General features: G+C 72.6%; 22 protein-coding genes and 1 pseudogene. 13 read left to right on the forward strand and 10 right to left on the reverse strand.

What is annotated here, in order from left to right:
• The first annotated feature begins 657 nt into the window (after positions 1 to 657).
• Together AB8A24_RS39040 and AB8A24_RS39045 are read left to right on the forward strand one after the other, a co-directional pair.
• Complete coding sequence (locus AB8A24_RS39040; RefSeq protein ID WP_369478873.1) at positions 658 to 1,488, forward strand: SAM-dependent methyltransferase; 831 nt, start codon at positions 658 to 660, stop codon at positions 1,486 to 1,488.
• Positions 1,485 to 3,722, forward strand: coding sequence for an EAL domain-containing protein (locus tag AB8A24_RS39045; RefSeq protein ID WP_328960586.1), 2,238 nt, complete (start codon positions 1,485 to 1,487; stop codon positions 3,720 to 3,722). Before AB8A24_RS39040 ends, AB8A24_RS39045 begins: the two co-directional genes overlap by 4 nt.
• A 21-nt stretch (positions 3,723 to 3,743) precedes the next feature.
• Here the strand turns inward: AB8A24_RS39045 and AB8A24_RS39050 are convergent, their stop codons facing one another.
• On the reverse strand, positions 3,744 to 4,835 hold the full coding sequence (locus AB8A24_RS39050) for an FAD-dependent monooxygenase (RefSeq protein WP_369478861.1): 1,092 nt from the start codon (positions 4,833 to 4,835) through the stop codon (positions 3,744 to 3,746).
• A gap of 106 nt (positions 4,836 to 4,941) precedes the next feature.
• On the opposite strand from AB8A24_RS39050, the gene AB8A24_RS39055 reads away from it, so the two are divergent.
• Complete coding sequence (locus tag AB8A24_RS39055; RefSeq protein ID WP_328960584.1) at positions 4,942 to 5,610, forward strand: TetR family transcriptional regulator; 669 nt, start codon at positions 4,942 to 4,944, stop codon at positions 5,608 to 5,610.
• A gap of 37 nt (positions 5,611 to 5,647) precedes the next feature.
• On the opposite strand, the gene AB8A24_RS39060 is transcribed toward AB8A24_RS39055, so the two are convergent.
• Positions 5,648 to 6,526 (reverse strand): LysR family transcriptional regulator, encoded by an 879-nt coding sequence (locus AB8A24_RS39060; RefSeq protein WP_369478862.1) that lies wholly within the window; start codon positions 6,524 to 6,526, stop codon positions 5,648 to 5,650.
• A 95-nt stretch (positions 6,527 to 6,621) separates the two neighbouring features.
• On the opposite strand from AB8A24_RS39060, the gene AB8A24_RS39065 reads away from it, so the two are divergent.
• The 4 genes from AB8A24_RS39065 (at position 6,622) to AB8A24_RS39080 (ending at position 10,810) form a co-directional block, all read left to right on the forward strand.
• Positions 6,622 to 7,326 carry a succinate dehydrogenase gene (locus AB8A24_RS39065; RefSeq protein ID WP_328960582.1) on the forward strand — a complete coding sequence of 235 codons (705 nt, stop codon included), beginning with the start codon at positions 6,622 to 6,624 and terminating at the stop codon, positions 7,324 to 7,326.
• A 1-nt stretch (position 7,327) separates the two neighbouring features.
• A complete protein-coding gene (locus AB8A24_RS39070) occupies positions 7,328 to 9,280 on the forward strand; it encodes a fumarate reductase/succinate dehydrogenase flavoprotein subunit (protein ID WP_328960581.1) in 1,953 nt (650 codons plus the stop codon).
• The gene (locus tag AB8A24_RS39075; RefSeq protein WP_328960580.1) at positions 9,277 to 10,023 is read left to right on the forward strand and encodes a succinate dehydrogenase/fumarate reductase iron-sulfur subunit; all 747 of its coding nucleotides are present in this window, start codon (positions 9,277 to 9,279) and stop codon (positions 10,021 to 10,023) included. Before AB8A24_RS39070 ends, AB8A24_RS39075 begins: the two co-directional genes overlap by 4 nt.
• Before the next feature lie 94 nt (positions 10,024 to 10,117).
• Positions 10,118 to 10,810 carry a hypothetical protein gene (locus AB8A24_RS39080; protein ID WP_369478863.1) on the forward strand — a complete coding sequence of 231 codons (693 nt, stop codon included), beginning with the start codon at positions 10,118 to 10,120 and terminating at the stop codon, positions 10,808 to 10,810.
• A gap of 3 nt (positions 10,811 to 10,813) precedes the next feature.
• On the opposite strand, the gene AB8A24_RS39085 is transcribed toward AB8A24_RS39080, so the two are convergent.
• Together AB8A24_RS39085 and AB8A24_RS39090 are read right to left on the reverse strand one after the other, a co-directional pair.
• Complete coding sequence (locus AB8A24_RS39085) at positions 10,814 to 13,258, reverse strand: ABC transporter (RefSeq protein WP_369478864.1); 2,445 nt, start codon at positions 13,256 to 13,258, stop codon at positions 10,814 to 10,816.
• Positions 13,259 to 13,282: 24 nt separating this feature from the next.
• Entirely contained in the window at positions 13,283 to 14,272 is a 990-nt protein-coding gene (locus AB8A24_RS39090) for an LLM class flavin-dependent oxidoreductase (protein ID WP_369478865.1), read from the reverse strand.
• A gap of 60 nt (positions 14,273 to 14,332) precedes the next feature.
• Here AB8A24_RS39090 and AB8A24_RS39095 point away from each other — a divergent pair, with 60 nt between their 5' ends.
• On the forward strand, positions 14,333 to 14,824 hold the full coding sequence (locus tag AB8A24_RS39095) for a hypothetical protein (protein WP_369478866.1): 492 nt from the start codon (positions 14,333 to 14,335) through the stop codon (positions 14,822 to 14,824).
• Between the two features lie 57 nt (positions 14,825 to 14,881).
• Here the strand turns inward: AB8A24_RS39095 and AB8A24_RS39100 are convergent, their stop codons facing one another.
• On the reverse strand, positions 14,882 to 15,097 hold the full coding sequence (locus tag AB8A24_RS39100) for a dodecin (RefSeq protein WP_328960576.1): 216 nt from the start codon (positions 15,095 to 15,097) through the stop codon (positions 14,882 to 14,884).
• A gap of 164 nt (positions 15,098 to 15,261) precedes the next feature.
• On the opposite strand from AB8A24_RS39100, the gene AB8A24_RS39105 reads away from it, so the two are divergent.
• From AB8A24_RS39105 to AB8A24_RS39115, 3 genes are all read left to right on the forward strand, one after another.
• Positions 15,262 to 16,524, forward strand: a complete 1,263-nt coding sequence (locus tag AB8A24_RS39105; RefSeq protein ID WP_369478867.1) for an extracellular solute-binding protein — start codon at positions 15,262 to 15,264, stop codon at positions 16,522 to 16,524.
• 154 nt (positions 16,525 to 16,678) lie between these two features.
• Complete coding sequence (locus AB8A24_RS39110) at positions 16,679 to 17,548, forward strand: GNAT family N-acetyltransferase (protein WP_369478868.1); 870 nt, start codon at positions 16,679 to 16,681, stop codon at positions 17,546 to 17,548.
• Entirely contained in the window at positions 17,545 to 18,504 is a 960-nt protein-coding gene (locus AB8A24_RS39115) for a lysophospholipid acyltransferase family protein (protein ID WP_369478869.1), read from the forward strand. The genes AB8A24_RS39110 and AB8A24_RS39115 overlap by 4 nt, the downstream gene beginning before the upstream one ends.
• On the opposite strand, the gene egtD is transcribed toward AB8A24_RS39115, so the two are convergent.
• The 4 genes from egtD to egtA are packed head-to-tail and all read right to left on the reverse strand — an operon-like array spanning position 18,387 to position 22,760.
• Positions 18,387 to 19,361 (reverse strand): L-histidine N(alpha)-methyltransferase, encoded by a 975-nt coding sequence (egtD, locus tag AB8A24_RS39120; RefSeq protein WP_328960572.1) that lies wholly within the window; start codon positions 19,359 to 19,361, stop codon positions 18,387 to 18,389. The genes AB8A24_RS39115 and egtD overlap by 118 nt on opposite strands.
• Positions 19,358 to 20,116 carry an ergothioneine biosynthesis protein EgtC gene (gene egtC, locus AB8A24_RS39125; protein WP_328960571.1) on the reverse strand — a complete coding sequence of 253 codons (759 nt, stop codon included), beginning with the start codon at positions 20,114 to 20,116 and terminating at the stop codon, positions 19,358 to 19,360. Before egtC ends, egtD begins: the two co-directional genes overlap by 4 nt.
• A complete protein-coding gene (egtB, locus tag AB8A24_RS39130) occupies positions 20,116 to 21,450 on the reverse strand; it encodes an ergothioneine biosynthesis protein EgtB (protein WP_369478870.1) in 1,335 nt (444 codons plus the stop codon). Before egtB ends, egtC begins: the two co-directional genes overlap by 1 nt.
• The gene (gene egtA, locus AB8A24_RS39135) at positions 21,447 to 22,760 is read right to left on the reverse strand and encodes an ergothioneine biosynthesis glutamate--cysteine ligase EgtA (RefSeq protein ID WP_369478871.1); all 1,314 of its coding nucleotides are present in this window, start codon (positions 22,758 to 22,760) and stop codon (positions 21,447 to 21,449) included. The genes egtB and egtA overlap by 4 nt, the downstream gene beginning before the upstream one ends.
• A 106-nt stretch (positions 22,761 to 22,866) precedes the next feature.
• Between egtA and AB8A24_RS39140 the strand changes: the two genes are divergently transcribed.
• Complete coding sequence (locus tag AB8A24_RS39140) at positions 22,867 to 23,700, forward strand: TIGR02452 family protein (RefSeq protein ID WP_369478872.1); 834 nt, start codon at positions 22,867 to 22,869, stop codon at positions 23,698 to 23,700.
• Positions 23,701 to 23,783: 83 nt separating this feature from the next.
• Here the strand turns inward: AB8A24_RS39140 and AB8A24_RS39145 are convergent, their stop codons facing one another.
• Complete coding sequence (locus AB8A24_RS39145; protein ID WP_369478874.1) at positions 23,784 to 24,734, reverse strand: immunity 49 family protein; 951 nt, start codon at positions 24,732 to 24,734, stop codon at positions 23,784 to 23,786.
• 21 nt (positions 24,735 to 24,755) lie between these two features.
• Here AB8A24_RS39145 and AB8A24_RS39150 point away from each other — a divergent pair.
• Positions 24,756 to 24,832, forward strand: a pseudogene (locus tag AB8A24_RS39150) (NAD(P)-binding protein); the annotation flags it as partial.

Consider the following 24,832-nt stretch of genomic DNA (forward strand, 5'->3'; position numbering starts at 1 on the left):
GGCTTCGGCGGCGGGTTTGGCGGGCACGGTGGAGGGGGTGGCGGGGGTGGGCAGTGGGGGTGGCCGTGATGGCTCCCGCCGTGCCCGCCTCCACGACGTTTCCCGTGGTCGGAGCCCTGGTCGTCACCGTGATGTCCGCCACGCGAGCCGCGGCCGCGGTCGCTGCCACCGGCCGCCGAGGCCACCGCCGAGGCCACCAGGGTGGCGGCCGGTCCGTCGCCGGAGTCGGTCGTCGGGTAGGCGCGGCTATCAGCCATGGCCGGCGTGACGGACAAGGCCGCCCACAGCAGGACCGGGACTGCCAGCAGGCGCCTGGCGCAGGCTCTGTTCACCCCGGGAGCATGGGCCCGCGCGCGCCCGGGCACGCGAGGCTCGGCCCCGGTTCGCCTGAACGGGTGGACTGCCGACCAGTAAGGTTTGAGCCACTCATGGGTCGGTAGTGTGGGGACTCTGATCGACCTTCGGCCAATTCCCATAAGGGACTTGTCGGTATCGGTCATTCCCCCGCCCGGCCTGACGGCGCCTTTGGTGTGTGACGAAGAACGGATCGCCAATTTCCGCTTTTGCTCGCCCTGTTGGGAAATGATCAGTACATTCGGCTCGGACAGGAGTCCGACCTCACACGGACGACCGCAGGACCAACGCTTGGAGACCCCGATGGAGCGCCCCGCCTGGGCCCCGCCAGGCATCGACATATCGGTGCCGAGCGTGTCCCGCATCTACGATTACTACCTGGGCGGGTCCCACAATTTCGAGGTCGACCGCCAGACCGCGCGCCGCGCCATGGAATTCATGCCGGGCCTGCCCAAGATCATGCAGGCCAACCGGGCATTCATGCGCCGCGCCGTCCGGCACGCCGTCGCCGAGGGCGTCACGCAGTTCCTCGACATCGGCTCCGGCATCCCCACCTTCGGCAATGTCCACGAGATCGCCCAGGCCGCCAGCCCGCAGGCACGCGTCGTCTACGTCGACCACGACCCGGTGGCCGTCGCGCACAGCCGCGCCGTCCTGACGGGAGACGACCGCAGCGGCATCGTCGCCGCCGACCTGCGCAAGCCCAAGGAGATCCTGGCCGCCCCCGAGGTCGGCCGACTGCTCGACCTCGGCCGCCCGGTCGCCCTGCTGCTCGTCGCCCTCCTGCACTTCCTGGAGGACACGGACGACCCCTACGCCGCAGTCGCCGAGCTGCGGGACGCGCTGGCCCCCGGCAGTCTGCTGATCCTCACGCACGCCTCGTACGAGGGGATTCCGCTCACCCAGGAAACCGCCGCCGGCACCGTGGGCGTCTACCGGGACATGCGCAACCCCCTCGTCATGCGTACCCGGGAACAGATCAGCGGCTTCTTCGACGGATTCGAGATGCTGGAGCCGGGCCTCGTCTCCATGCCCGACTGGCGGCCGGACCGGCCCGACGACGGCGAGGACGGCGAGACACCGGAAGACCCCTACGCCTTCTCGGGCTTCGGCGGCGTGGGACGCAAGGCGTGAGACTTCCTGCACAGACGGCGGGCTCGCCGAAAGTCGCCGCGGCGCCATCTGCGGCACCGGCCACCGGGTCTTCGGCGGCCCCGCACGGCGGTATCGAGGACCGGATCGCCCGTTTCGCCACGATCTGGGGCCGGGCGATCTTCCCGGTCACGGCGACCTCGCTGACCCGCACCGAGTTCGAACGGCACCTCGTACCCCTCACCCGGACGCTCACCGAGGCCCTGCACGCCAGGCCGTTCGACGCCTCGGTCGCCCAGCGGGTGGGGGCGGAACTCGTCGCCGTGCACTGCACCGACCCCGAGGCCCTGGCCGGTACCCTCGGCGTGATCGAGTCGTACCTGGTGCTCTACTGCGGCCCGGACGGACCCGAGGGCTCCGGCGTGGAAGGCACCGAGGAGTACCGCTCCCGCTGCGCCCGGCTCCAGCACGCCATCGCGGCGGGATACGCCCGCGCCCTGCGCGAGCGCACCCTCAGGGAGCAGGAGGCCATCGCGCGCTCCGCCCTCACCGCGCGCACCGACGCGCAGCAGGCCCTGCACGCGAGCGAGGAGCGCTTCCGGGCGGTCTTCGAGGGCGCGGCCGTGGGGATCGGCATCGCCGACCTCGACGGGAACGTCCTGGAGGTCAACGACACCCTGCTGCAGATGTTCGGCGGCCTGGAAGGACACGTCCGCAGCCGCAACGTCAGCGAGTGGGGACACCCCGACGACACCCCGCACGTCTGGCGGATGTACGGCGAGCTGGTGCGCGGCGAGCGCGAGAGCTACCGCGTGGAGAAGCCGTACTACCGGCACGACGGCACCGTGCTCTGGACCAACCTGACGGTGTCGCTGCTGCGCGACGCCGACGGGAAGCCCCAGTACCAGCTGGCGCTGATGGAGGACACCACCGAACGTCGGCTGCTGAACCTGCGCCTGCGCTACGAGGCCACCCACGACGCCCTGACCGGCCTGCCCAACCGGACGCTGTTCTTCGAGCGGCTGGAGAAGGCCCTCGCCGGGGCCGGAGGCGACCGCTACGGTCTGTGCTACCTCGACCTCGACGGTTTCAAGGCGGTCAACGACAGCCTCGGACACTCGGCGGGGGACCGGTTGCTGGTGGAGGTCGCCGACCGGCTGCAGAGCTGCGCGACCGGCCCCGGCGAGGTGGTCGCCCGGCTCGGCGGTGACGAGTTCGTCGCCCTGACCACCGGCTCCGACACCGAGCAGAAGGTGACCGACCTCGCGGTCCGCATCCTGACCGCCCTGTCCACGCCGATCCGGCTGGAGGGCCGGGAGCTGACGGTCCGGGGCAGCATCGGCATCGTCGAGGGCCGGGCCAAGGAACGCACCCCGGCGGAGGTGTTGCGCAGCGCCGACATCACGATGTACCGGGCCAAGGCGGCCGGCGGCAACCGCTTCGAATTCGCCGACGCCGAGGCGGACGCCCGTGCGATCACCCGCCACGGCCTGACCAACGCCCTGCCCGCGGCACTGGAACGCGGCGAGTTCTTCATCGAATACCAACCGCTGGTCCACATGCGCGACGGCAGCGTGCACGGAGCCGAGGCACTGGTGCGCTGGTCGCACCCGCAGTACGGGGTACTCGGCCCGGACCGCTTCATCCCGCTCGCCGAACGGACCGGGCTGATCGTGCCGCTCGGCCGCTGGGTCCTGGAGGAGGCCGTCCGCCAGGCCCGCATCTGGCAGCGCGAGCACGGTGGCGCGGCCCTGCGGATCAACGTCAACCTCTCGCCGACCCAGCTGCACCACCCGGGCCTGGTCGCCGACACCGTGGCGGTGCTGGAGAAGTCCGGCCTCGCCCCGGGCGCGCTGTGCCTGGAGGTCACCGAGTCGGCCCTGATAGGGGCCGACGACGAGCTCCTGGAACCGCTGCGCCGGCTCGCCGCCCTCGGTGTGGACATCGCCCTCGACGACTTCGGCACCGGCTACTCGAACCTGGCCAATCTGCGGCGCCTGCCGGTCAGCGTCCTGAAGCTCGACCGCTCCTTCACCCAGGGGATGCAGCAGCAGCCCGCCAACCCGGTCGACGTCAAGATCGTGGAGGGGATCGTCGCCCTGGCCCACAGCCTCGAACTCGCCGTCACCGTCGAGGGGGTGGAGACCGGAGCCCAGGCCGCCCAGCTGCGCGCGCTCGGCTGCGACACCGCGCAGGGCTGGTACTACGCCCGGCCCGGAGCACCGGACCGCATCCACACCCTCTCCCTCTCGGACGCGGTGCCCGCGCCCTCCTGACGCCCGCCCCGCCGGGCCGCCTCAGGCTCCGGCGGGCGGCTGCGTCCGGGTCATGCCGACCTCCGTTCCACGGCCGGGTGTCCGGACGGCTTCCACGACCCGCTCGTACCGCTCCGCCGTGTCGGCCAGGACGTCGGCGGCCACCGGCAGTCGCACCGCCTCGTACCTGTCGAGCACCTCCTCACCGCCGGGCCCGGTGAGCGCGGCCACAAGCGTCCGGCCGAGTTCGGCCGCGTCCTGGATTCCGGTGTTCATGCCCAGGCCGCCGGCTATCGGCTGCACGTGCGCGGCGTCCCCCGCGAGGAAGACCCGACCCTCCCGTATCCGGGTGGCCATCCGGACGTTGACCCGCCAGGCCGAGACCCAGGTGGCATCGACGAGCCGGATGCCCGGCACTCGGGCGTCGCGGTCGAAGATCCGCTGGAAGCTCTCCAGGGACGGCGGCACCGGTTCGCCCCGCCCGTCCCGCTCGGGTGAGGCCTGCAGCTGGAAGCTGTCCGTCCCGGGCATCGGGCAGAGCAGGATTCCGGTGCCCTCGGAGGTGAACCACTGGTGCCAGGCGTCCCGGCCGAGCCCGGGCGCCCTGACATCTCCGATCACCATCGCGGGCTCCTCCTGTCCGCTCCCCTCGAAGGGGATGCCGAGCAGCTTGCGGGTGGTGCTGCGCCCGCCGTCGCACCCGGCGAGATAGCGGGCCGCGATCACGGTGCCGTCCGCCAGCTCGGCGCGCACCCCGGTGTCGTCCTGAGTGATCGCCGCGAGCTCCGATCCGTACTCCACCCGGACGCCCAGCTCGGCGAGCCGCTCGCGCAGGGCCTTCTCGATCTGCCACTGCCCGATCAGCAGGCCGGCGGCGGTGGAGGTGTCGTTGATGTGTTCCCCGTCGAAGTACTTGCGCAGCGTCACGCTCGCATTGCCCGTGGCGGTCAGGGTTTCCAGCACACCGAGCTCCCGGAAGACCTCGAGGCTGCCCGGCAGCAGTCCTTTGCCCCGGGACTCGTGGTGCGGCTCGGTGCGCCGGTCGATGACGCGCACGTCGACTCCCCGGAGTGCGAGGTCGCAGGCGAGCGTCAGTCCGGTGGGGCCGGAGCCGGTGATCAGTACGTCGGTCATGGGAGGTCCTCTCCTCGTCGTTGCCTCAAGGAAAGCGGCTCCCGACAGAAAAAGCAACCCGGTTAAAAAAATAACTCGGTCACGCATTCGTGCTACGCTGTGCGGTATGGAGAACACGACGGGTCTGCGCGAGAACAAGAAGCTCCGTACGCGCCACCGGCTGGCGGCCACGGCGCTGGAACTCTTCCTGGAACGAGGCTTCGATGCCGTGTCGGTGGCGGATGTCGCCGCCGCGGCCGAGGTCTCCAAGCCCACCCTCTTCCGCTACTTCCCGAGCAAGGAGGACCTGCTGCTCGACCGGTTCGCCGACCACCAGGACGAGGCGGCGCGTGTCGTGCGCGAACGACCCGCCGGCCGCACGCCCGTGGGAGCGGTGCGCGCGCACTTCCTGGCGGCGCTGGCCGAGCGGGATCCGATCACCGGACTCTGCGACCACCCGAACGTGGTCTCCTTCACGCGACTGCTCTACAGCACCGCCAGTCTGAAGAGCCGACTGGGCCACTACACCGACCGCGAGGTGGAACTGCTCGCCGCCGAGCTGGAGTCGGAGGCGGTACCCCCGCTCGCCGCCCGCCTGGCGGCCATGCACCTGGTGGCGGTCCGCCACGAGTTGGGCCGGGAGAACTGGCTGCGGATCGATTCCGGCCAGAGCGCCGACGAGGCCTACGCGGCCGCGGTGGCCGACGCCGACCAGGCCTTCGCGATGCTGGCGGACGGCCTCGACCGGGCACTGCCGGTAGCCGCCGCCCCGCCGACATCTCCCTCGGCGCCATGACGGCCGCTGCGCCCGCAGTGGCCCCGCCGCGCCGGAGTCAGCCGAGCAGTATGCGCTTCAGCTCGCGCGCCGCGCGCGGCGGAGCCACGTCGGTGCGGTGGGCCAGGGCGATCGTGCGGCGCAGTGGTGACCCGGCCATCCGGGTCACCCGCAGGCCAGGACCCGCGCGGTCCACCACCATCGCCGGGACCACCGCGATACCGAGCCCCGCCCGGACGAAGCCCAGGACCGCGTCCATCTCGCCACCCTCCACGGTGAAGACCGGCTCGAAGCCCTCCGCCCGGCAGGCCGCCATCGTGAGCTCCCGCAGGTCGTAGCCGTGCCGGAACATCACCATCGGCTCGTCCCGCAGCCCCGCGATGGTCAGCTCGCCGCCCCCGCCCGGCGCCGGCCGTTCCGCCGAGGAGACCACCACGAGGTCTTCCGTCAGCAGCTCCACCGTGGTCAGGGCCGGGGCCGAAGGGGGCAGCGGCAGCGCGATCAGGGCCAGGTCAAGGGCCCCGCGCGCGAGCTCCCGTACGAGGTCGAGCGACCCGCTCTCCTCGATCAGCAGCTCGATCCCGGGATGCGCGTCGTGGAAGGCCCGCAGCACGTCCGGCAGCAAGCCCGTGCAGATGCTGGGCGTGGCGCCGAGCCGCACGCGCCCGCGCCGTAGCTGCGCCAGTTCCTGCACCTCCAGCCGCGCGGTGTCCGCGTCCGCCAGGATCCGCCGCGCCAGCGGCAGCAGCGTCTCACCCGCGTCGGTGAGCGTGATGTTGCCCCGGGCCCGGCTGAACAGCTCGGCCCCGAGCTCCCGTTCGAGCGCCTTGATCTGCTGCGAGAGCGAGGGCTGCGCCACGTGCACGCGCTCGGCGGCCCGGGTGAAGTGCCGGGTCTCGGCGACGGCCACGAAGTACAGGAGCTGCTGGAACTGCATCCGCCCAGGCTATCGCCCTCAATAGGCGCAGGCTATCGACATCAGCTCAATCATGTCTTTGCCCTTTCGGGGCCCGCGTCCTTACCGTCGAAGACATGGCTCTGGCAACGCGGACGGATCGACGGCCGTCCATCACACGCACGATCTGGGACTCCTCCGTCGGCAAGAAGTCCGTGATGGCCGTGTCCGGCCTGATCATGCTCGGCTACCTCGTCGTGCACATGCTCGGAAACCTGAAGATCTTCTTCGGGGCCGACGAGTTCAACGGCTACGCCCACTGGCTGCGCACCCTCGGCTCGCCCTTCCTGCACCACGAGTGGGCCCTGTGGCTCGTCCGCGTGGGACTGCTCGCCGCGGTCGTCGCCCACGCCGTGTCCGCGTACCAGCTCAGCCGTCGCGACATCAAGGCCCGCCCGGTGAAGTACGCCCACAAGCGCCGCCGCGCGAGCTACGCCACCCGCACCATGCGCTGGGGCGGGATCATCCTCGGCCTGTTCATCGTCTGGCACCTGCTCGACCTCACCACGCTCACCGTCAACGAGCGCGCCTGGTCCGGCCACCCGTACGAGAACGTCCTGTCCACCTTCTCCACCTGGTACGGGAACACCATCTACATCGTGGCGATGGCCGCCCTCGGCCTGCACGTCCGCCACGGCTTCTGGAGCGCCGCGCAGACCCTCGGCGCGGGCAGCGCCCGACGCCAGCGGACGCTGAAGTTCCTGGCCAACGGCCTGGCCCTCGTCCTCTTCGCGGGTTTCGTCTCCGTCCCCGTCGCCGTCATGACCGGAGTGGTGAGCTGACATGAGCAACGCCTACGCCCGCTTCACCACCGGCGAGCCCGTCGCCGACACCAAGGCCCCCGAGGGCCCCATCGCCGAACGCTGGGACCGCCGCCGCTTCGAGGCGAAGCTGGTCAACCCGGCCAACCGGCGCAAGCACACAGTGATCGTCGTCGGCACCGGCCTGGCGGGCGGTGCCGCCGGCGCGACTCTCGCCGAGCAGGGCTACCACGTGGTCCAGTTCTGCTTCAGCGATTCCCCGCGCCGCGCCCATTCCATCGCCGCCCAGGGTGGCATCAACGCCGCCAAGAACTACCGCAACGACGGCGACTCGGTGCACCGCCTCTTCTACGACACCGTCAAGGGCGGCGACTTCCGCGCCCGCGAGTCCAACGTCCACCGCCTCGCCCAGATCTCGGTGGAGATCATCGACCAGTGCGTCGCCCAGGGCGTCCCCTTCGCCCGCGAGTACGGCGGTCTCCTCGACACCCGCTCCTTCGGCGGGGTCCAGGTCTCCCGCACCTTCTACGCCCGCGGCCAGACCGGCCAGCAGCTCCTGCTCGGCGCCTACCAGGCACTTTCCCGTCAGATCGCCGCCGGCAACGTCGAGATGCACGCCCGTACCGAGATGCTCGACCTGATCGTCGTCGACGGAGTGGCCCGCGGCATCGTCGCACGCGACCTGATCACCGGCGAGATCTCCACGCACTACGCCGACGCCGTGGTCCTGGCCAGCGGCGGCTACGGCAACGTCTTCTACCTCTCCACCAACGCCATGAACTCCAACGCGACCGCCGTCTGGCGGGCGCACCGGCGCGGCGCGTACTTCGCGAACCCCTGCTTCACCCAGATCCACCCCACCTGCATTCCGCGCACCGGCGACCACCAGTCCAAGCTCACCCTCATGAGCGAGTCCCTGCGCAACGACGGACGCATCTGGGTCCCCAAGGCCGAGGGCGACACCCGCGCCGCGGCCGACATCCCCGAGGCGGAGCGCGACTACTACCTGGAGCGGATCTACCCCTCCTTCGGCAACCTCGTGCCCCGTGACATCGCCTCCCGCGCCGCGAAGAACGTCTGTGACGAGGGCCGCGGCGTCGGCCCCGGCGGCCAAGGCGTCTACCTCGACTTCGCCGACGCCATCCGCCGCATGGGCCGCGACAAGGTCGCGGAGAAGTACGGCAACCTCTTCGACATGTACGAGCGGATCACCGCGGAGAACCCGTACGAGGTGCCCATGCGGATCTACCCCGCAGTGCACTACACGATGGGCGGCCTGTGGGTCGACTACGACCTCCAGACGACCGTCCCGGGCCTCTTCGCCATCGGCGAGGCCAACTTCTCCGACCACGGAGCCAACCGCCTCGGCGCCTCCGCCCTGATGCAGGGGCTCGGCGACGGCTACTTCGTGCTCCCCTCCACGATCAACGACTACCTCGCCCGCCACCCGCACCAGGACACCGTCGACGACACCCACCCCGAGGCCGCCGCCGCCGTACGGGAGGTCCGCGACTGCCTCGCCCAGCTGCTCGCCGTCGACGGCGACCGCACCCCGGACTCCTTCCACCGCGAGATCGGCGAGCTCATGTGGGAGTACTGCGGCATGTCCCGCAACGAGGAGGGGCTGCGCAAGGCCCTGACGCGGATCCCCGAGATCCGCGAGGAGTTCTGGCGGCGGATCAAGGTCCCGGGCAGCGGCGAGGAGTTCAACCAGTCGCTGGAGAAGGCCAACCGCATCGTCGACTACCTCGAACTCGCCGAGCTGATGTGCCTCGACGCGCTCGCCCGCGCCGAATCCTGCGGCGGCCACTTCCGCGAGGAGTCCCAGACCCCGGACGGCGAGGCCGCCCGCCGCGACGAGGAGTACGCCTACGCCGCCGCCTGGGAGTACCAGGGCACCGGCGCCGCCCCCGTCCTGCACAAGGAAGACCTCGTCTTCGAGTACGTCCACCCCACCCAGCGGAGCTACGCATGAAGCTCACCCTGCGCGTCTGGCGCCAGCGCGGCGCCGACGTCCCCGGCCACATGGTCTCCTACGAGGTCGACGGCATCTCGAAGGACATGTCCTTCCTGGAGATGCTCGACACCCTCAACGAGGACCTCATCCTGCGGGGTGAGGACCCGGTCGCCTTCGACCACGACTGCCGCGAGGGCATCTGCGGCGCCTGCAGCCTCGTCATCAACGGCGACGCCCACGGCCCGGAACGCACCACCACCTGCCAGCTCCACATGCGGTCCTTCGCCGACGGCGACACCATCGACGTCGAGCCCTGGCGGGCCGCGGCCTTCCCGGTGGTCAAGGACCTCGTCGTCGACCGCGGTGCCTTCGACCGGATCATCCAGGCCGGCGGCTACATCACCGCCCCCACCGGCTCCGCCCCCGAGGCGCACGCCACCGCCGTGCCCAAGGCCGACGCCGACTTCGCCTTCGAGCACGCCGAGTGCATCGGCTGCGGGGCATGCGTGGCGGCCTGCCCCAACGGCTCCGCGATGCTCTTCACCTCCGCCAAGGTCAACCACCTGAACGTCCTTCCGCAGGGCTCGCCGGAGCGCGAGACCCGCGTCCTGGACATGGTGGCCCGGATGGACGAGGAGGGCTTCGGCGGCTGCACCCTGACCGGCGAGTGCGCCACGGCCTGCCCGAAGGGCATCCCGCTGCCGTCGATCGCCGCGATGAACAAGGAGTGGCTGAGGGCGGTACGCAAGGGCCCCCGCTGACCCCGGGGGTCCCCCTGCGCCGATCGGCTGACCGGCGCGGCCCCGTACCGCGCCGCGCCCCGGCGCCGCCCGGGCCGTGAGGGACAGTGGCGCCATGCCAGAAGCCCCCGCCGGGTCCGGACCGCGTCGCCGAGCCGTACTGGCCGCCGCCCTCGCCCCGCTGGCCGGAGCCGGGTGCTCCGGCGGAGGAGCCGGAGGAGCCGGAGGAGCCGGGAAAGTCGGGGAAGCCGCCCGCACCCCGGCGCCCGGAGCGCCGGCCGGACCCGAGGACGCCCTGGTCATGGTGATCCGGCACGCGGAGAGGCCGTACGCCGGTGGCGTCGGCCGGGACGCGGAAGGCGAGGACGACCCCGGTTCGCTGGCCGGCCGCGGCTGGCGCCGGGCCGAGCGGCTCCCGCGCCTCTTCCCACCGGCCCCCGGCTCCTCGCTGCCCCGACCCGCGACGGTCTTCGCGGCGGGCGGCGGCAAGGGGGCCGCTGTCCCCGCGCGGTCCCGGCAGACGGTGACGGCGCTCGCCACCGCCCTGCGCGCCCCCGTCCGTGCCGAGTTCGCCGTCGGCGCCGAAGCCGCCCTCGCGCAGGCCGCGCTGGCCGCGCCGATGCCCGTACTCGTCTGCTGGGAGCACAGCGGGATCCCGCGCCTGATCCAGGCCCTCGGCGCCGACCGGGTCCCCGGCACCCCGGCCACCTGGCCCGACCGGCACGACCTCGTCTGGATGTTCACCCGCCGCCAGGGGCGGTGGAGCTTCCGCGAGCTGCCCCAGCACCTGCTGCCCGGCGACGTCTGAGCCTCACCGGCGGATCGGTTCGTCGTCGGGGCCGGTCCCGAGGGCCCGCGCCAGGTACGGGGCCGTACGGCTGCCCGGCGCCGAGGCCACCTGCGACGGCGTACCCGCGGCGACCACCCGGCCTCCCGCCGTGCCGCCGCCCGGGCCCAGGTCGATGACCCAGTCCGCGCCCGCGACCACCGCCATGTCGTGCTCCACGACCACCACCGAGTGCCCGGCGTCCACCAGCCCGTGCAACTGCCGCAGCAGCACCCGCACATCGGCCGGATGCAGCCCGGTCGTCGGCTCGTCCAGCAGGTACAGCGTGTGGTCCCGGCGCAGCCGCTGCAGCTCCGTCGCCAGCTTGATCCGCTGCGCCTCGCCGCCCGACAGCTCGGTGGCCGGCTGCCCCAGCCGCAGGTAGCCCAGCCCGATCTCCTCCAGTGCCCGCAGGCTGCGCGCCGCCGCCGGCACCTCCGCGAAGAAGGCGGCCGCCGACTCCACCGTCAGGCCCAGCACCTCCGCGATGTTCAGGCCCTCGTACCGGACCTCCAGGGTCTCGGCGTTGTACCGGGCGCCCGCGCACTCGGGACACGGGGCGTACGTACTCGGCAGGAACATCAGCTCCACCGAGACGAAGCCCTCGCCCTGGCAGGTCTCGCACCGCCCGCCCGGCACGTTGAAGGAGAACCGGCCCGCCTTCCAGCCGCGCGCCCGCGCCTCGGGCGACGCCGTGAACAGCTTGCGCACCACGTCGAACAGCCCGGTGTACGTGGCCAGGTTGGACCGCGGGGTCCGACCGATCGGCTTCTGGTCCACCTCCACCAGCCGCCGCACCGGGAAGTCCGCCTCCGCGAGCCGTTCACCGACCTCCCGGGCCAGCACCTGCCCCACCAGCGTGGACTTGCCCGACCCCGACACCCCGGTCACGGCCGTGAACACCCCGAGCGGGAACTCGGCCTCCAGCTCCCGCAGGTTGTGCCGGTCCACCCCGGTCAGCCGGACCGCCCCGGTCGCCGTGCGCACCTGCCGGGGCGCGCCGACCGGCTCCCGCGCCGCGAACAGGTGCCGGGCCGTCGCCGACCCCGCCACCTCGGCCAGGTCCCGCGGCGGCCCGCTGTGCAGCACCTGCCCGCCGTGCTCCCCGGCCAGTGGACCCACGTCCACCAGCCAGTCCGCGTGCCGCACCACATCGAGATGGTGTTCCACGACGAAGACCGTGTTCCCGGCCGCCTTCAGCCGGTCCAGTACGCCCAGCAGCGCCTCGGTGTCGGCCGGGTGCAGCCCCGCCGACGGCTCGTCCAGGACGTACACGACCCCGAAGAGCCCCGACCGCAGCTGCGTCGCCAGCCGCAGCCGCTGCAGTTCGCCCGCGGACAGGGTCGGCGCGGTCCGGTCGAGGCTCAGATAGCCGAGCCCCAGCTCGGTGATCGGACCGATCCGGGAGCGCAGGTCCTCGGCGAGCACCCGCGCCGCCTCCCCGGCCGACGGCGCGCAGGTCGGTACGGAGGCCAGTACGGCGTCCAGGTCGGTCAGCGCCAGCGCCGCCAGCTCCGCGATGGTCCGCCCGGCGAAGGTCACGGCGAGGGCCTCCGGTCGCAGCCGTCGCCCCTCGCACACCGGGCACGGCGAGTCGGCGAGGAACTTCTCGGCGCGGGCCCGCAGGGTGGCGCTCTTGCTGTCGGCGAAGGTCCGCATAACGTAGCGGTGGGCGCTCATGTACGTGCCCTGGTAGGGCCGTTGGATCCGCTCCGCCTCCCGCACCGGGTGCACGGTCACCACCGGCTGCTCCTCGGTGAACAGGATCCATTCACGGTCCTTCGCGGGCAGCTCCCGCCAGGGCCGGTCCACGTCGTGGCCGAGCGTGTCCAGGATGTCCCGGAGGTTCTTGCCCTGCCAGGCGCCCGGCCAGGCGGCGATGGCACCCTGACGGATCGACAGCCCGGGGTCGGGGACGAGGAGTTCCTCGCTGCTGCGGTGGATCCGGCCGAGCCCGTGACAGGAAGGGCAGGCCCCGGCCGCGGTGTTGGGCGAGAAGGCGTCGGAGTCGAGCCGCTCCGCGCCCGGCGGGTAGGTTCCGGCCCGGGAGTACAGCATCCGCAGGGAGTTGGACAGCAGGGTCACCGTGCCGACCGAGGAGCGCGAACCGGGGGAGGAGCGCCGCTGCTCCAGCGAGACGGCCGGCGGCAGCCCGGTGACGGAGTCCACCTTCGGCGCGCCGATCTGGTGGATCAGACGGCGGGCGTACGGGGCCACGGACTCGAAGTACCGGCGCTGGGCCTCGGCGTAGAGCGTGCCGAAGGCGAGCGAGCTCTTCCCGGAGCCGGAGACCCCGGTGAACACGGTCAGCGCGTCGCGCGGGATGTCCACGTCGACGCCGCGCAGATTGTGCTCCCGGGCGCCCCGGACCCGTACGTAGGGGTCGAGGGGCGTGGCGGGAGAGGCGGGGATACCGGCGGCCTGGTGCATTCGTCCTATTTTAAAGGCTCGCCTTCACAGGCCCGCGATCCGGGCCAGTCGCGCGTAGGAGTCCAGGAGCGCCGTGCGGTCGTAGGTGGAGGTGGTGACCAGCAGTTCGTCCGCGCCGGTCCGTTCCGCGACCTCGGCCAGTTCCGCCGCCACCTGCTCCTCCGTGCCGTGGATGTGGCCGGCCAGGGCGCCCTCGTAGAGCTCGCGCTCCTTCGCGGTCATCTCCAGCGCATCGATCTCCTCGGCCGGGCGCAGCGGTGGGAAGCTGCCGCGGGTGCGGGAGTGCGCCAGGGCCCAGGCCTCCGGGATCAGGATGCGGCGGGCCTCCTCCTGGGTGGCGGCGATCGCCACCGTTCCGGACACCACGACGTACGGCTCCGTGACCCCGGGGGAGGGTCGGAACTCCTTGCGGTACGCCCGGGCGATCCCGCTCACCCGGTCGCGGGCCCGCAGGTCGCCCACCACCAGCGGCAGCCCGGCCCGGGCGGCGATCCCTGCGCCCTCGCCGGTCGCCAGGACGTAGGTCGGGATCCGCAGCCCTTCGGCGGGGTGGGCGTGCACCTCGGGGTGGGCCCGCTGGGTGCCGTCGAGCCAGCCCAGCAGCTCGGCCAGCTGTTCCTCGAAGCGGTCGGCGTCCCCGGTGTCACGGCCCAGTGCCCGCCGGATGCCGCCGGTGAAGCCGACGGAACGGCCGAGGCCCATGTCGATCCGGCCGGGGAACAGCGCCTCCAGGACCCCGAACTGCTCCGCCACCACCATCGGCTGGTGGTTGGGCAGCATGACCCCGCCCGTGCCGACCCGGATCCGGTGCGTGGCTCCGGCGACGGCGGCGGCCAGCACCGTCGGCGCCGAGCCCGCGACGCCGGGCACGCTGTGGTGTTCCGAGACCCAGAAGCGGTGGTAGCCGAGCTCCTCGGCCGTCCGGGCCAGCTCCACGGTGTCGCGCAGGGCCTGCGGGGCCGGGTGGCCCTGGCGGGTGCGCGACCGGTCGAGTATCGAGAGTTTTCGGATCACACAGGACTCAACGCCCGGCGGCCCTGAGGATTCCCCGTACGGCTCTCCTACGCTGGCGGGATGAGTGAGCACACCACCCGGCCGCTGGCCGTCTTCGACCTCGACAACACCCTGGCGGACACCGACCATCGCCAGCACTTCCTGGAGCGCCGACCCCGGGACTGGAACGGCTTCTTCGCCGCCGCCCCGGCCGATCCGCCGCTCGGGCGCGGGGTGGCGCTGGCGGTGGAGAGCGCGGCCGACTGCGAGGTGGTGTACCTGACCGGGCGCCCCGAGCGGTGCCGCGCGGACACGCTCGACTGGCTCGCCCGCCACGATCTGCCCGAGGGGCGGCTGTTCATGCGCGGCAACCAGGACCGGCGGCCGGCCCGCACCACCAAGCTGGAGGTGCTGCGGCGGATCTCCCGGGGCCGGGAGGTGCGGATGCTCGTCGACGACGACGAACTCGTCTGCCAGGCCGCGCGCGCCGCCGGTTTCCGCGTGGTGCTCGCCGACTGGGCGCCGGACGCGCCGGAGCTGGAGTCCGCCCAGGAGGTCGACGGCCGGACCTGACACCTCCCAAGGGGGCGGGCCCGGTGCCGGCGGACGCTGTGTCGGCGGCCGCCGGGCTCAGTCCTCGCCGTCCAGGCGGAAGCCGACCTTGAGCCCCACCTGGTAGTGGGCGATCTCCCCGTTCTCGATGTGGCCGCGTACCTGAATCACCTCGAACCAGTCCAGATTCCGTACGGTCTGGCCCGCCCGGGCGATCCCGTTGCGGATGGCCTGATCGATGCCCTCGTGGGAGGTGCCGACGATCTCGGTCACCCGGTACGTGTGATTGGACATGGAGGTCTCCCGACAGTGGGTGGCTTTTGCCTGGTTCTACGGTGCCCCAGTAAGTCCGGTTACGCGAACTTTGAGCGAACAGTCCCGAGCGAAAGGCCCTTGACCGGCCTATTGGTCTATGCCAATTTCGAGCCATCTGAGTCCGAGCCCAGAAGGTGGCCCTCTTGAAGATGCGATTCCTCGCCGTGTGCACCGCCCTCGCGGCCGCGACCGCCCTCACGGGCTGCAGCCAGTCGGCCGACCCGGCCGCAGGGTCGGACAAGGTGACGCTCTGGCTGATGAAGGGCAGCGCCTCGGAGGACTTCATCGGCAAGTTCACCGCGGCGTTCGAGACGGACCACCCGGGCATCGACCTGGACGTCGAGATCCAGGAGTGGACGGGCATCGGCGACAAGGTCAACGCCGTCCTCGACGGCACGAGCAAGGAGAGCGCCGACGTCATCGAGGTCGGCAACACCCAGGTCGCCAAGTACATCGAGACCGGCGGCCTCGAAGAGCTCACCCTCGAAGGCCTGCGCGAATGGGGCAGCAAGGACTGGCTCAAGGGCCTCGCCGAACCGGGAACCATCAACGGAGCCCAGTACGGAGTTCCCTGGTACGCCGCCAACCGGGTGGTCATCTACCACAAGGACCTCTTCGCGACCGCCGGGATCAAGACCCCGCCCAGGAACCGCCAGGAGTGGATCCAGGCCACCCAGAAGCTCGACAAGGGCGACCAGCAGGGCATCTACCTCGCGGGCCAGAACTGGTACGTCCTCGCCGGCTTCATCTGGGACGAGGGCGGCGAACTCGCCGTCGAGACCAACGGCAAGTGGGTCGGCGCCTTGGACGACGACAAGGCCCTGGCCGGCATGGACTTCTACAAGCAGCTCCAGGCCCTCGGCGACGGCCCCAAGGACGCCGACGAGGAGACGCCCCCGCAGTCCCAGGTCTTCGCCCGCGGCCAGGTCGCCCAGATCATCGCCCCGCCCGGCCAGGCCGCCGAGATCGAGGCGGCCAACCCGGCCCTGAAGGGCAAGCTCGGCTTCTTCCCGATCCCCGGCAAGACCTCCGAGAAGGCGGGCGCCGTCTTCACCGGCGGCTCCGACCTGATCATCCCGGCGCGGACCGGACAGCGGAAGGGCGCCGTGGACGTGATCACGGCCCTCGTCAGCGAGAAGTGGCAGACCGAACTCGCCCGCACGATGAGCTACGTGCCCAACAAGACCACCCTCGCCCATGTCGTCGAGGGCAACGAGGGCGCGGCCAACATGGCTCCCGGCGCCGCCCAGGGCCGGGCCACCCCCACCTCCGCCCGCTGGGCCGAGGTCGAGGCGAAGAACCCGATCAAGCCCTTCATGACGGCCGTGCTCACCGGCCGGGACCCCGAGCAGGCCGCCAAGGCCGCCTCCGCGGAGATCGGCAAGGTCCTCAGCTCCGACCGCTGAGCCGCCGCCGAAACGGGGGTACCGCCGAGTTCAGCGTCCGCACATCCAAGGGCCGCTGAGCGGTCATGTCGAATCCAGCCGGCCACGGAAGAAGTAAAGGAGCCAGGCCACGCACCTGCGGGCCTGGCCCTCCGTGCCCGGATCAGGAGCCGCCATGACCATCGCACCCCTGTCCCCGTCCCCCCTCCCCGCTTCGGCGCCGGCCCCCGCACCCACAGCCGCACCCACAGCCGCGCCCGCCACCCGCCCCGCCCCCGTCAGGGCCCACGCCCCGGCGCCCGGCGCGCCGTCCGAAGGACCCCGCTACGCCGTTCGCCTCGCCCGCGACGAGGACGAGGTGCGCGCCGCCCAGCGCCTGCGCCACCAGGTCTTCGTCGGTGAGCTCGGCGCCCGCCTGGACGGGCCCGAGCCCGGCCTCGACGCCGACGCCTTCGACGCGTACTGCGACCACCTCCTCGTCGTCGACGAGGCGACCGAGCAGGTCGTCGGCACCTACCGGTTGCTGCCCCCGGAGCGCGCCGCCGTCGCCGGCCGCCTCTACTCCGAGGGGGAATTCGACCTCTCGGCCCTCGCCCCCATCCGCCCCGACCTCGTCGAGGTCGGCCGCTCCTGCGTCCACCCCGACCACCGCAACGGCGCCGTCATCGCCCTCATCTGGGCCGGCCTCGCCCACTACATGGACCGATCCGGGCACAACTGGCTCGCAGGTTGCTGCTCGATACCGCTCGCCGACGGCGGGGTCCTGGCCGCCGCCACCCGCGAGACCGCCCTGACCCGCAGCCTCGCCCCCGAGGAGTACCGGGTCACCCCCCACCTCCCCTGGAGCCCCGAGGGCATCACTTTCCCCGCCCGCATGGAGCTGCCCCCGCTGCTGCGCGGCTACCTCCGCCTCGGCGCCTGGGTGTGCGGCGAGCCCGCCCTCGACGCCGAGTTCGGCTGCGCCGACCTGTACGTGCTGCTCTCCCTGCGCCGGACCAACCCGCGCTACCTGAAGCACTTCCGTTCGCTCGTCCCGGGCGCATGAGCGTCTGGCTGCCCACCTCGCCGTGCACCCCCGAGGCCTGCGCCGGCCACGAGGGGGACACCGTGAGCGTTCCCCGGGCGGTGCTCAGACTCGCCGCCGCCGTCGCCCTGATCCTGCTGGGGATCCTGGGCGCCCCGCCGGTCCGGCTGCTGCCGGCCGGGCCCCGGCACGCGGTGGTACGGGCCTGGTCGGCCGCGCTCGTACGGGCCTTCGGGATACGGATCACCGTGCACGGCAGCCCGGGGCCGGGCGGCGGCCGGCTCCTGGTCGCCAACCACATCTCCTGGCTGGACATCCCGCTGGTGGCCGCCGCCCTGCCCTGCCGGATGCTGGCCAAGAGCGACATCCGGGCCTGGCCGGTGCTCGGGCGCCTCGCCGGACAGGCCGGCACCCTGTTCATCGAGCGCGACCGGATCCGAGCCCTGCCCGCCACCGTCGGGGCCGTCACCGGAGCGCTGCTGGCCGGGGACCGGGTCACCGTCTTCCCCGAAGGCTCCACCTGGTGCGGGCGGGCCCAGGGCACCTTCCGCCGGGCCGCCTTCCAGGCCGCTCTGGACGCGCGGGTCCCCGTACAACCCCTGCGCCTCACGTATCTGCGGTGCGACGGGAGGCCGGCCGGGGCGCCCGCCTTCGTCGGGGACGACCCGCTGACCGCCTCGCTGTGGCGGATCGCGCGGGCCCGCGGGGTGCGGGCCGAGGTCAGGCTGCTGCCGCGGATCCCGCCGGGCCGGTACGCGCACCGGCGGGACCTCGCGGCAGCGGCTCAGCGGGCGGTCGCCGGCCCCGGGGTCGGAGCCGGAATCACCACCACCCTGAACCCGCTACCGGGCGTGCCCACTCAGTCGGGCAGGCCGTCGGCGACCGACAGGGACAGCGCGAACCGGCCCGCCGCGTCCGTCCACCACTGGGTCAGCTCCAGCCCGGCCGCGGCCAGCTCCTTGCGCACGCCCTCCTGACGGAACTTCGCGGAGACCTCCGTCAGGATCTCCTCGCCCGCCGCGAACGGCACCACCAGATCCAGGGCCCGGATCTTCACCACCAGGTCCGATCGGGCCCGCAGCCGCATCTCGATCCATTCCTGCTCCTTGTTCCACACCGCCACATGCGCGAAGTCGGCCGTGTGGAAGTCCGCCCCCAGTTCCCGGTTGACGACCGCCAGCACGTTCTTGTTGAACTCGGCGGTCACCCCCCGCGCGTCGTCGTACGCCGCCACCAGCACGGCCTCGTCCTTCACCAGGTCCGTCCCCATCAGCAGCGCGTCCCCGGGCGACAGCATCGCCCGGACGGACGCCAGGAACACCGCCCGCTCCGGCGGCAACAGATTTCCGATCGTGCCGCCCAGGAACACCACCAGCCGGGGCCCGGGGGAGTCCGGCAACCGCAGCGCACGCGTGAAGTCGGCCAGCAGGGCGTGCACCCGCAGCCCCGGATGCTCCGCCAGCAGCGTCTCGGCCGCCCCCCGCAGCGCGCTCTCGCTCACGTCCACCGGCACGTACGTGTCCAGCGCGGGCATCGCCTCGATGAGGTGCCGGGTCTTCTCCGAGGACCCGGAACCCAGCTCCACCAGGGTGCGGGCGCCGCTCTCGACGGCGATCTCCCGCGCCCGCTCCAGCAGGATCTCGCGCTCCGCGCGCGTCGGGTAGTACTCGGACAACCGGGTGATCTCCTCGAAGAGTTCACTGCCCCGCGCGTCGTAGAACCACTTGGGCGGCAGGATCTTCGGGGTGTGGGTCAGCCCGTGCAGCACGTCCTCGCGCAGCGCGGTCTCCGCGGCGTGCTCGTCGAGTGTCCGGGTCAACTGAAAGTCGTTCACGGGGAGTTCTCCTTGAGCGGGGTCAGTTCGACCCTCGTGCGGGTGGCGGTCAGCAGGGTCCGGTCGGGCACTTCGCGCCACCGGGTGTCGTCGTCGTACGGCTCGGAGGCCACCACGGTGCGCCGCCGCTGCGCGTCGGCCAGGTACCAGAGCGAATCGCCCCAGGCCGTCGCGGCGATCGTGACGCCGTCCGTGAGCAGCAGGTTCAGCCGGGAGCCGGGAGCGGCCGAGGCCAGCTCCCGGACCGGCTCGGCGAGCGCGGTACCCAGGTCGTCCCCGGCCCGCAGCCGGTGCAGGACCAGCGCCCAGACCAGCGCCGAGTCCGTGCGCGAGGCCAGCCGGAGCAGCGCCGCGGGCGGCAGCCCCGCGGCGAGCGGGGCGGCGGACTCGGGCCAGCCGCGCACCGCGCCGTTGTGGCTGAACAGCCAGGGTCCGTCGGCGAACGGTGCGGCCGCCGCCTCCCCGTCGGCCCCGGGATCCGTGGCGTCGCGTACGGCGGCGAGCAGGGCCCCGCTGCGGACCACCCGGGCGAGATCGGCGAAGGTCAGGTCGCCCCAGATGGGCCCGGAACGCCGGTAGCGGGCGGGCACCGGGTCGCCTTCCGCGTACCAGCCGATGCCGAAGCCGTCGGCGTTGACCGTCCCGGACCGCTGGCGGCGCGGCTCCCAGGACTGGCGCACCAGCGAGTGACCCGGCTCGCTCAGCAACTCCCCGAGCGGCACCACCGGGCCCAGGTAGGCGAGATGACGGCACATCAGACGTCCCTCGCGGTCCGGAAGCCGGAGAAGATCTGCCGCCGCACCGGAAGGTCCCAGTTGCGGAAGGTGCCCCGGCAGGCCACCGGGTCCACGGCGAAGGAGCCGCCGCGCAGCACCTTGTGCTCGGAGCCGAAGAACACCTCCGAGTACTCCCGGTACGGGAAGGCCCGGAAGCCCGGGTACGGCAGGAAATCGGAGGAGGTCCACTCCCACACGTCGCCGATCAGCTGGCGCACCCCGAGTGGTGAGGCCCCGGCCGGGTAGCTGCCCGCGCGCGCCGGGCGCAGGTGCCGCTGCCCGAGGTTGGCGTGTGCGGGCGTCGGGTCGGCGTCGCCCCACGGGTAGCGGGTGGAGCGGCCGGTCGCCGGATCGTGCCGGGCGGCCTTCTCCCATTCCGTCTCGGTGGGCAGCCGCCGCCCCGCCCAGCGGGCGTAGGCGTCCGCCTCGTACCAGCTGACGTGCAGAACCGGTTCTTCGTCCGGTACCGGCTCGATCACCCCGAAGCGGCGGCGCAGCCACTGGCCGGCCTCCTGGTGCCAGAACAACGGGGCCTCGATGGAGTGCTCGCGGATCTGCTCCCAGCCCGGCGCCGCCCACCAGCGTGGATCGCGATAGCCACCGTCGGCGATGAACGCCAGGTACGCGGCGTTCGTCACCGGCACGGTGTCGATCCAGAAGGGCGCGGTGTCCCGCACGTGCGACGGACGCTCGTTGTCCAGTGACCAGGGCTCGGTGGAGGTGCCCATCGTGAACGGACCCCCGGGGACGAGGACCTCGGCGGCGAGCGAGGAATCGTAGGGGCCGTCCGGCTCCGGGGCGGTCAGTACGGGAGCGCCCCGCCGGAGCTGATGGGTGATCAGCATGGTCTCGTCGTGCTGCTGCTCGTGCTGGGCGATCATCCCGAAGGCGAAACCGTCGTCGAGGAGCGTGCTGCCCTCCAGGGGCGTCCTCTCCAGCAGGTCGAAGACCCGGCCGCGCACCTCGGCTGCGTACCGACGGGCCTCGGCGGGCCCGAGCAGCGGCAACTTGGGCCGTTCGGCGCGGGGGTGCTGGAAGGCGTCGTAGAGGGGCTCGATCTCGGGGCGCATCGATTCGCGTCCGGCGACGCGTCGGAGCAGCCAGAGCTCTTCCTGGTTCCCGATGTGCGCCAGGTCCCAGACCAGCGGCGACATGAGCGGGGAATGCTGGGCGGTGAGGTCCTCGTCGGTCACGGCGTCGGTGAGGCCGGCCGTGCGTATGCGTGCCGCGGTCAGGGCGGCGGCCGCCCGCTCCCGCAGCCGGGAGGCGGAGTCGGAAGCGGAGGTGGGGGCGGAGGGTGATCCGGTGGTCATCGGCGGACCTCTTTTCCGGTGAGCACCTGCGTGGACGCGTCGTCGGCCGGACATCGGCCACGTAGTACGTAGCGTTCGGTGAAGGCGCCGACCGTGTCCCGGAGGTGCGTGCTCGCGCCGAGCCGGGGCAGCGCTTCCGCGGCCGCCCGGAAACAGGCCTTCGCGGAAGCCCGCAGCTCCGGATCGGACAGACCGTGCCGGGCCGCCGACCGCCAGAGCGGATTGCGGGGCGCGGGCCGGGTGCCGTAGGAGTCGGCCAGCGCCTTGGTCACCCGGTACGCGGTCTCGGTGGCCTCCGGATCGTCGAACAGCGCGTGCACGACGGCCACCGGGACCAGCCAGCCGTCGTCGCCGGGCTGCGCGTCGATCATCCGCAGCTCCAGGTGACCGCGCGGCCGGACCGGCGGGAAGAGGGTGGTCAGGTGGTAGTCCAGGTCCTCGGCGGTGGGCGCCCGCAGCCCGGAGTGCTCGCCCGTGCGCAACCAGTCGCGGAAGGTCGTACCGAGCGGGGCCTCCCACGAACCGTCGCCCTCGTAGGACCGGACGCACATCACCTCGGTGTCCAGGGCCTGTCGGGTCCACGCGCCGCGGGGTTCCACGTCCAGCGGCGGGGCGAGCGCGCGTCGGGTGTCCAGATCGCTCCAGATCCCCTGGCGGGCACAGCGCCAGCCGGCGTACGGGCCTTCGTGCGCGGGTGAGTTGGCGAAGGCGGCCACCAGGACCGCGCCCAGCAGGTGCGCGAGGCGCCAGCGCCGGCCGTGGCCGAGCACGCCCGGCTCCTCGTACCCGGCGTCCACGCAGACCTGCACGGAGGCGGAGGCGCACATCATGGCGCGCCCGGCCGGTCCGGTCCGGTCGAAGTAGGCCTCCATCGCGTCGTAGCGCGGGCTGTTCAGCAGCCGGCGGTACGGGAGGCGGGGATCGCGGCCGAGGCCGCGCAGGACCAGGCCTTGGTCCTGCAGGGCGGCGCGTACGGCGGTGAGGTCGGCCTGCAGGTCGTCCACGCAGCCCGTGAGGGAGGTGGCGGGGGCCGAGCTGAGTTCGAGCTGCCCGCCGGGTTCGACGGTCACCCGGGAGTGCAGGGGAAGTGCCCGGGCCGCGGTGTGGGCGGCCCGTAGCCGCTCGGGCGACACCGGCTGATCGGGACGCTCGGCGTCCAGGACCAGCCATTCGAGCTCGGCACCGAGGAGGCGGGGCGGGCCGGTCTTGAAACAGATGCCGTGGATCAGGTCCTCGGCCTGCGTCTCGCTGATCGAGGGCACGGGGGTCGGGCCGGGCGCGGGTGGGGGAGCGGTTGAGTCCTGGGACATACCGGGTCCTCGTCTCCTGTCGTCGGTCGTGACATCACCCGTGCCTACCCCTCCTCGGGGCACAAATTCCTTTGCCGCCGGGAATCGCAGTACGGAGGATGGCGGCGTGAGCAGCAGATTGCGCGAGATCGCGCGGGAGAACGCGGAGATCCTGGCGGCCGGGGGGTACCGGACGCGGGCGGGACGGCAGATTCCGCTGGCCGCCGCCCTGGCGGAAGCCAAGGCAGGAACCAGAATATATGGACCAAACCATGTCATTCCAGATGAAAAGACCCCTTCCGGTGGTGGCGTGACCGTCATCGAGGTCACCGGAGAGAGCAGCACGGTCGCCGCCCGCAGGCTCGCGACTCCCACCCCGGACCACCCGGATCCGTCTCCCGTCGCGGTCCTGAACTTCGCCTCGGCCCGTAACCCCGGGGGTGGTTATGTCCGCGGGGCCAAGGCCCAGGAGGAGGCGCTGTGCCGAGCCTCGGCCCTGTACGAGACCCTGCTCGAAGCTCCGGAGTACTACGAGATCCACCGCGCGGAGCGCAGCACCTTCTACACCGACCGGGTGATTCACTCGCCCGGGGTCCCGGTCTTCCGTGACGACCGCGGCGGGCTGCTGGAGACCCCGTTCCGGGTCGGATTCCTCACCTCGCCTGCGCCGAACGCGGGCACGATCCGCCGGCAGGAGCCGGAGCGGACCGCCGAGATCCCGGCGGCGCTGGCGCGGCGCGCCGAGCTCGTCCTGGAGGTGGCCGCGCTGCACGGGTACCGGCGACTGGTGCTGGGGGCGTGGGGCTGCGGGGTGTTCCGCAACGACCCGGCGCAGGTCGCCGAAGCCTTCCGGAGCCTGCTCGCGGACCGGTTCGCCGGAGTCTTCGAGCAGGTCGTGTTCGGCATCCTCGACCGCGACCCCACCACCCGCGAGGCCTTCGACCGGGCCTTCCCGACCTAGGTCGTCCCTTTCGGATCTTGTCAGGTGGGCCGGGCCCGGCAAGATCCGGAAGAGACGGCCTAGGTCGGCCCGGTCCGCCGCCCTCAGAACGGTTGGGCCGCTCCCAGCAGGACCTCCGGCAGGTACGCCGACGAGACCCGGATCCGCCAGCCCCGGCGGCGGGCGTGGCAGGCCAGCGCCAGGATGTCGAAGTCGACCGCGGCGTCCGCCCCGGCGCCGACGAGCCGGTCGCCCACCGAGTGGTGGTCGCGATGGGCCTCCAGGGCGTCGGCCAGGGCCAGGTTGAAGCTCTCCTCGTCGCCCTCCACCAGCTGCGAGAAGAGCACGGCCGGTGACGGGGCGAACCCCCACTCCCGGATCTGCTTGACGTCGGCGACCGCCCGGTCCGTCGCGGGCTCCGGGTCCTCGCCCCGCAGGTAGTCGTGCAGGGCCTGCCGGTACGAGGCGAAGGCGGATCGGTCCGCTTCCAAGGCGCTGGGGCCGCTGAGGACGAGCGGGGCGAGTTCCGCACGGCTGCCGGTGATCAGGGCACGCTTCACGGCCTCGTACCAGTATCCGGGGCCGAGCGGGCGGTCCGACCGGGTGGAGCCCGAGGCCGTGCCGCCCGCGCGGACGGCCTCGTACAGCTCGCGCACCAGGTGGTCGGCGTGCCCGGCGGCCTCCGGCATGTCAGGGCGCTCGACGACCAGCGGGCCCACGGCCAGGGCCGCGACGGCGTCCGCACGCCGCTCGCGCCCGTACGGCCCCACGCGCGGCGCCGGCGTCTCGAAGCCGGCGACCAGCGCCCGCGGCAGGTAGCCCGAATCGACCGGCGGCGGCCAGCCCTCGCGGCGGTGGCCGAGCGCGGCCAGCGCGAGCGGCAGCAGGGGCAGCAGCGTGCGCGGCTCGGCCCGCGGGTCCCGCAGGCGGGAGTACGGCAGCAGCAGCGCGGTCAGCTCGACGCCGAAGGCCTCGCGGTCCCTGGCGGCCAGGGCGCGCAGCGCACGGAGCGCACCGGTGGCGGGGTCGGCCGCCTCGACGGTCTCGGCGGTCACGGGTTCATCGGCCGCGGCCCGGGCTCCGGCCCCGCCGGACTGGCGGCGGCGCAGCAGCTGACCCGGGCCGGGCACCGGGTCACGGTCCACGAGCGGGC

Source organism: Streptomyces sp. BF23-19 (assembly GCF_041106355.1).
GTDB lineage: Bacteria > Actinomycetota > Actinomycetes > Streptomycetales > Streptomycetaceae > Streptomyces > Streptomyces virginiae_A.

Excerpts from the sequence above, each read along its gene's own strand:
- AB8A24_RS39050 (WP_369478861.1), bottom strand. The coding sequence starts at position 4,835 with ATGACCGACGTACTGATCACCGGCTCCGGCCCCACCGGACTGACGCTC.
- AB8A24_RS39075 (WP_328960580.1), top strand. The coding sequence starts at position 9,277 with ATGAAGCTCACCCTGCGCGTCTGGCGCCAGCGCGGCGCCGACGTCCCC.
- egtC (WP_328960571.1), bottom strand. The coding sequence starts at position 20,116 with ATGTGCCGTCATCTCGCCTACCTGGGCCCGGTGGTGCCGCTCGGGGAG.
- AB8A24_RS39095 (WP_369478866.1), top strand. The coding sequence starts at position 14,333 with ATGAGTGAGCACACCACCCGGCCGCTGGCCGTCTTCGACCTCGACAAC.
- AB8A24_RS39040 (WP_369478873.1), top strand. The coding sequence starts at position 658 with ATGGAGCGCCCCGCCTGGGCCCCGCCAGGCATCGACATATCGGTGCCG.
- AB8A24_RS39080 (WP_369478863.1), top strand. The coding sequence starts at position 10,118 with ATGCCAGAAGCCCCCGCCGGGTCCGGACCGCGTCGCCGAGCCGTACTG.
- egtA (WP_369478871.1), bottom strand. The coding sequence starts at position 22,760 with ATGTCCCAGGACTCAACCGCTCCCCCACCCGCGCCCGGCCCGACCCCC.
- AB8A24_RS39055 (WP_328960584.1), top strand. The coding sequence starts at position 4,942 with ATGGAGAACACGACGGGTCTGCGCGAGAACAAGAAGCTCCGTACGCGC.
- AB8A24_RS39110 (WP_369478868.1), top strand. The coding sequence starts at position 16,679 with ATGACCATCGCACCCCTGTCCCCGTCCCCCCTCCCCGCTTCGGCGCCG.
- AB8A24_RS39115 (WP_369478869.1), top strand. The coding sequence starts at position 17,545 with ATGAGCGTCTGGCTGCCCACCTCGCCGTGCACCCCCGAGGCCTGCGCC.
- AB8A24_RS39100 (WP_328960576.1), bottom strand. The coding sequence starts at position 15,097 with ATGTCCAATCACACGTACCGGGTGACCGAGATCGTCGGCACCTCCCAC.
- AB8A24_RS39070 (WP_328960581.1), top strand. The coding sequence starts at position 7,328 with ATGAGCAACGCCTACGCCCGCTTCACCACCGGCGAGCCCGTCGCCGAC.
- AB8A24_RS39060 (WP_369478862.1), bottom strand. The coding sequence starts at position 6,526 with ATGCAGTTCCAGCAGCTCCTGTACTTCGTGGCCGTCGCCGAGACCCGG.
- AB8A24_RS39085 (WP_369478864.1), bottom strand. The coding sequence starts at position 13,258 with ATGCACCAGGCCGCCGGTATCCCCGCCTCTCCCGCCACGCCCCTCGAC.
- AB8A24_RS39065 (WP_328960582.1), top strand. The coding sequence starts at position 6,622 with ATGGCTCTGGCAACGCGGACGGATCGACGGCCGTCCATCACACGCACG.
- egtB (WP_369478870.1), bottom strand. The coding sequence starts at position 21,450 with ATGACCACCGGATCACCCTCCGCCCCCACCTCCGCTTCCGACTCCGCC.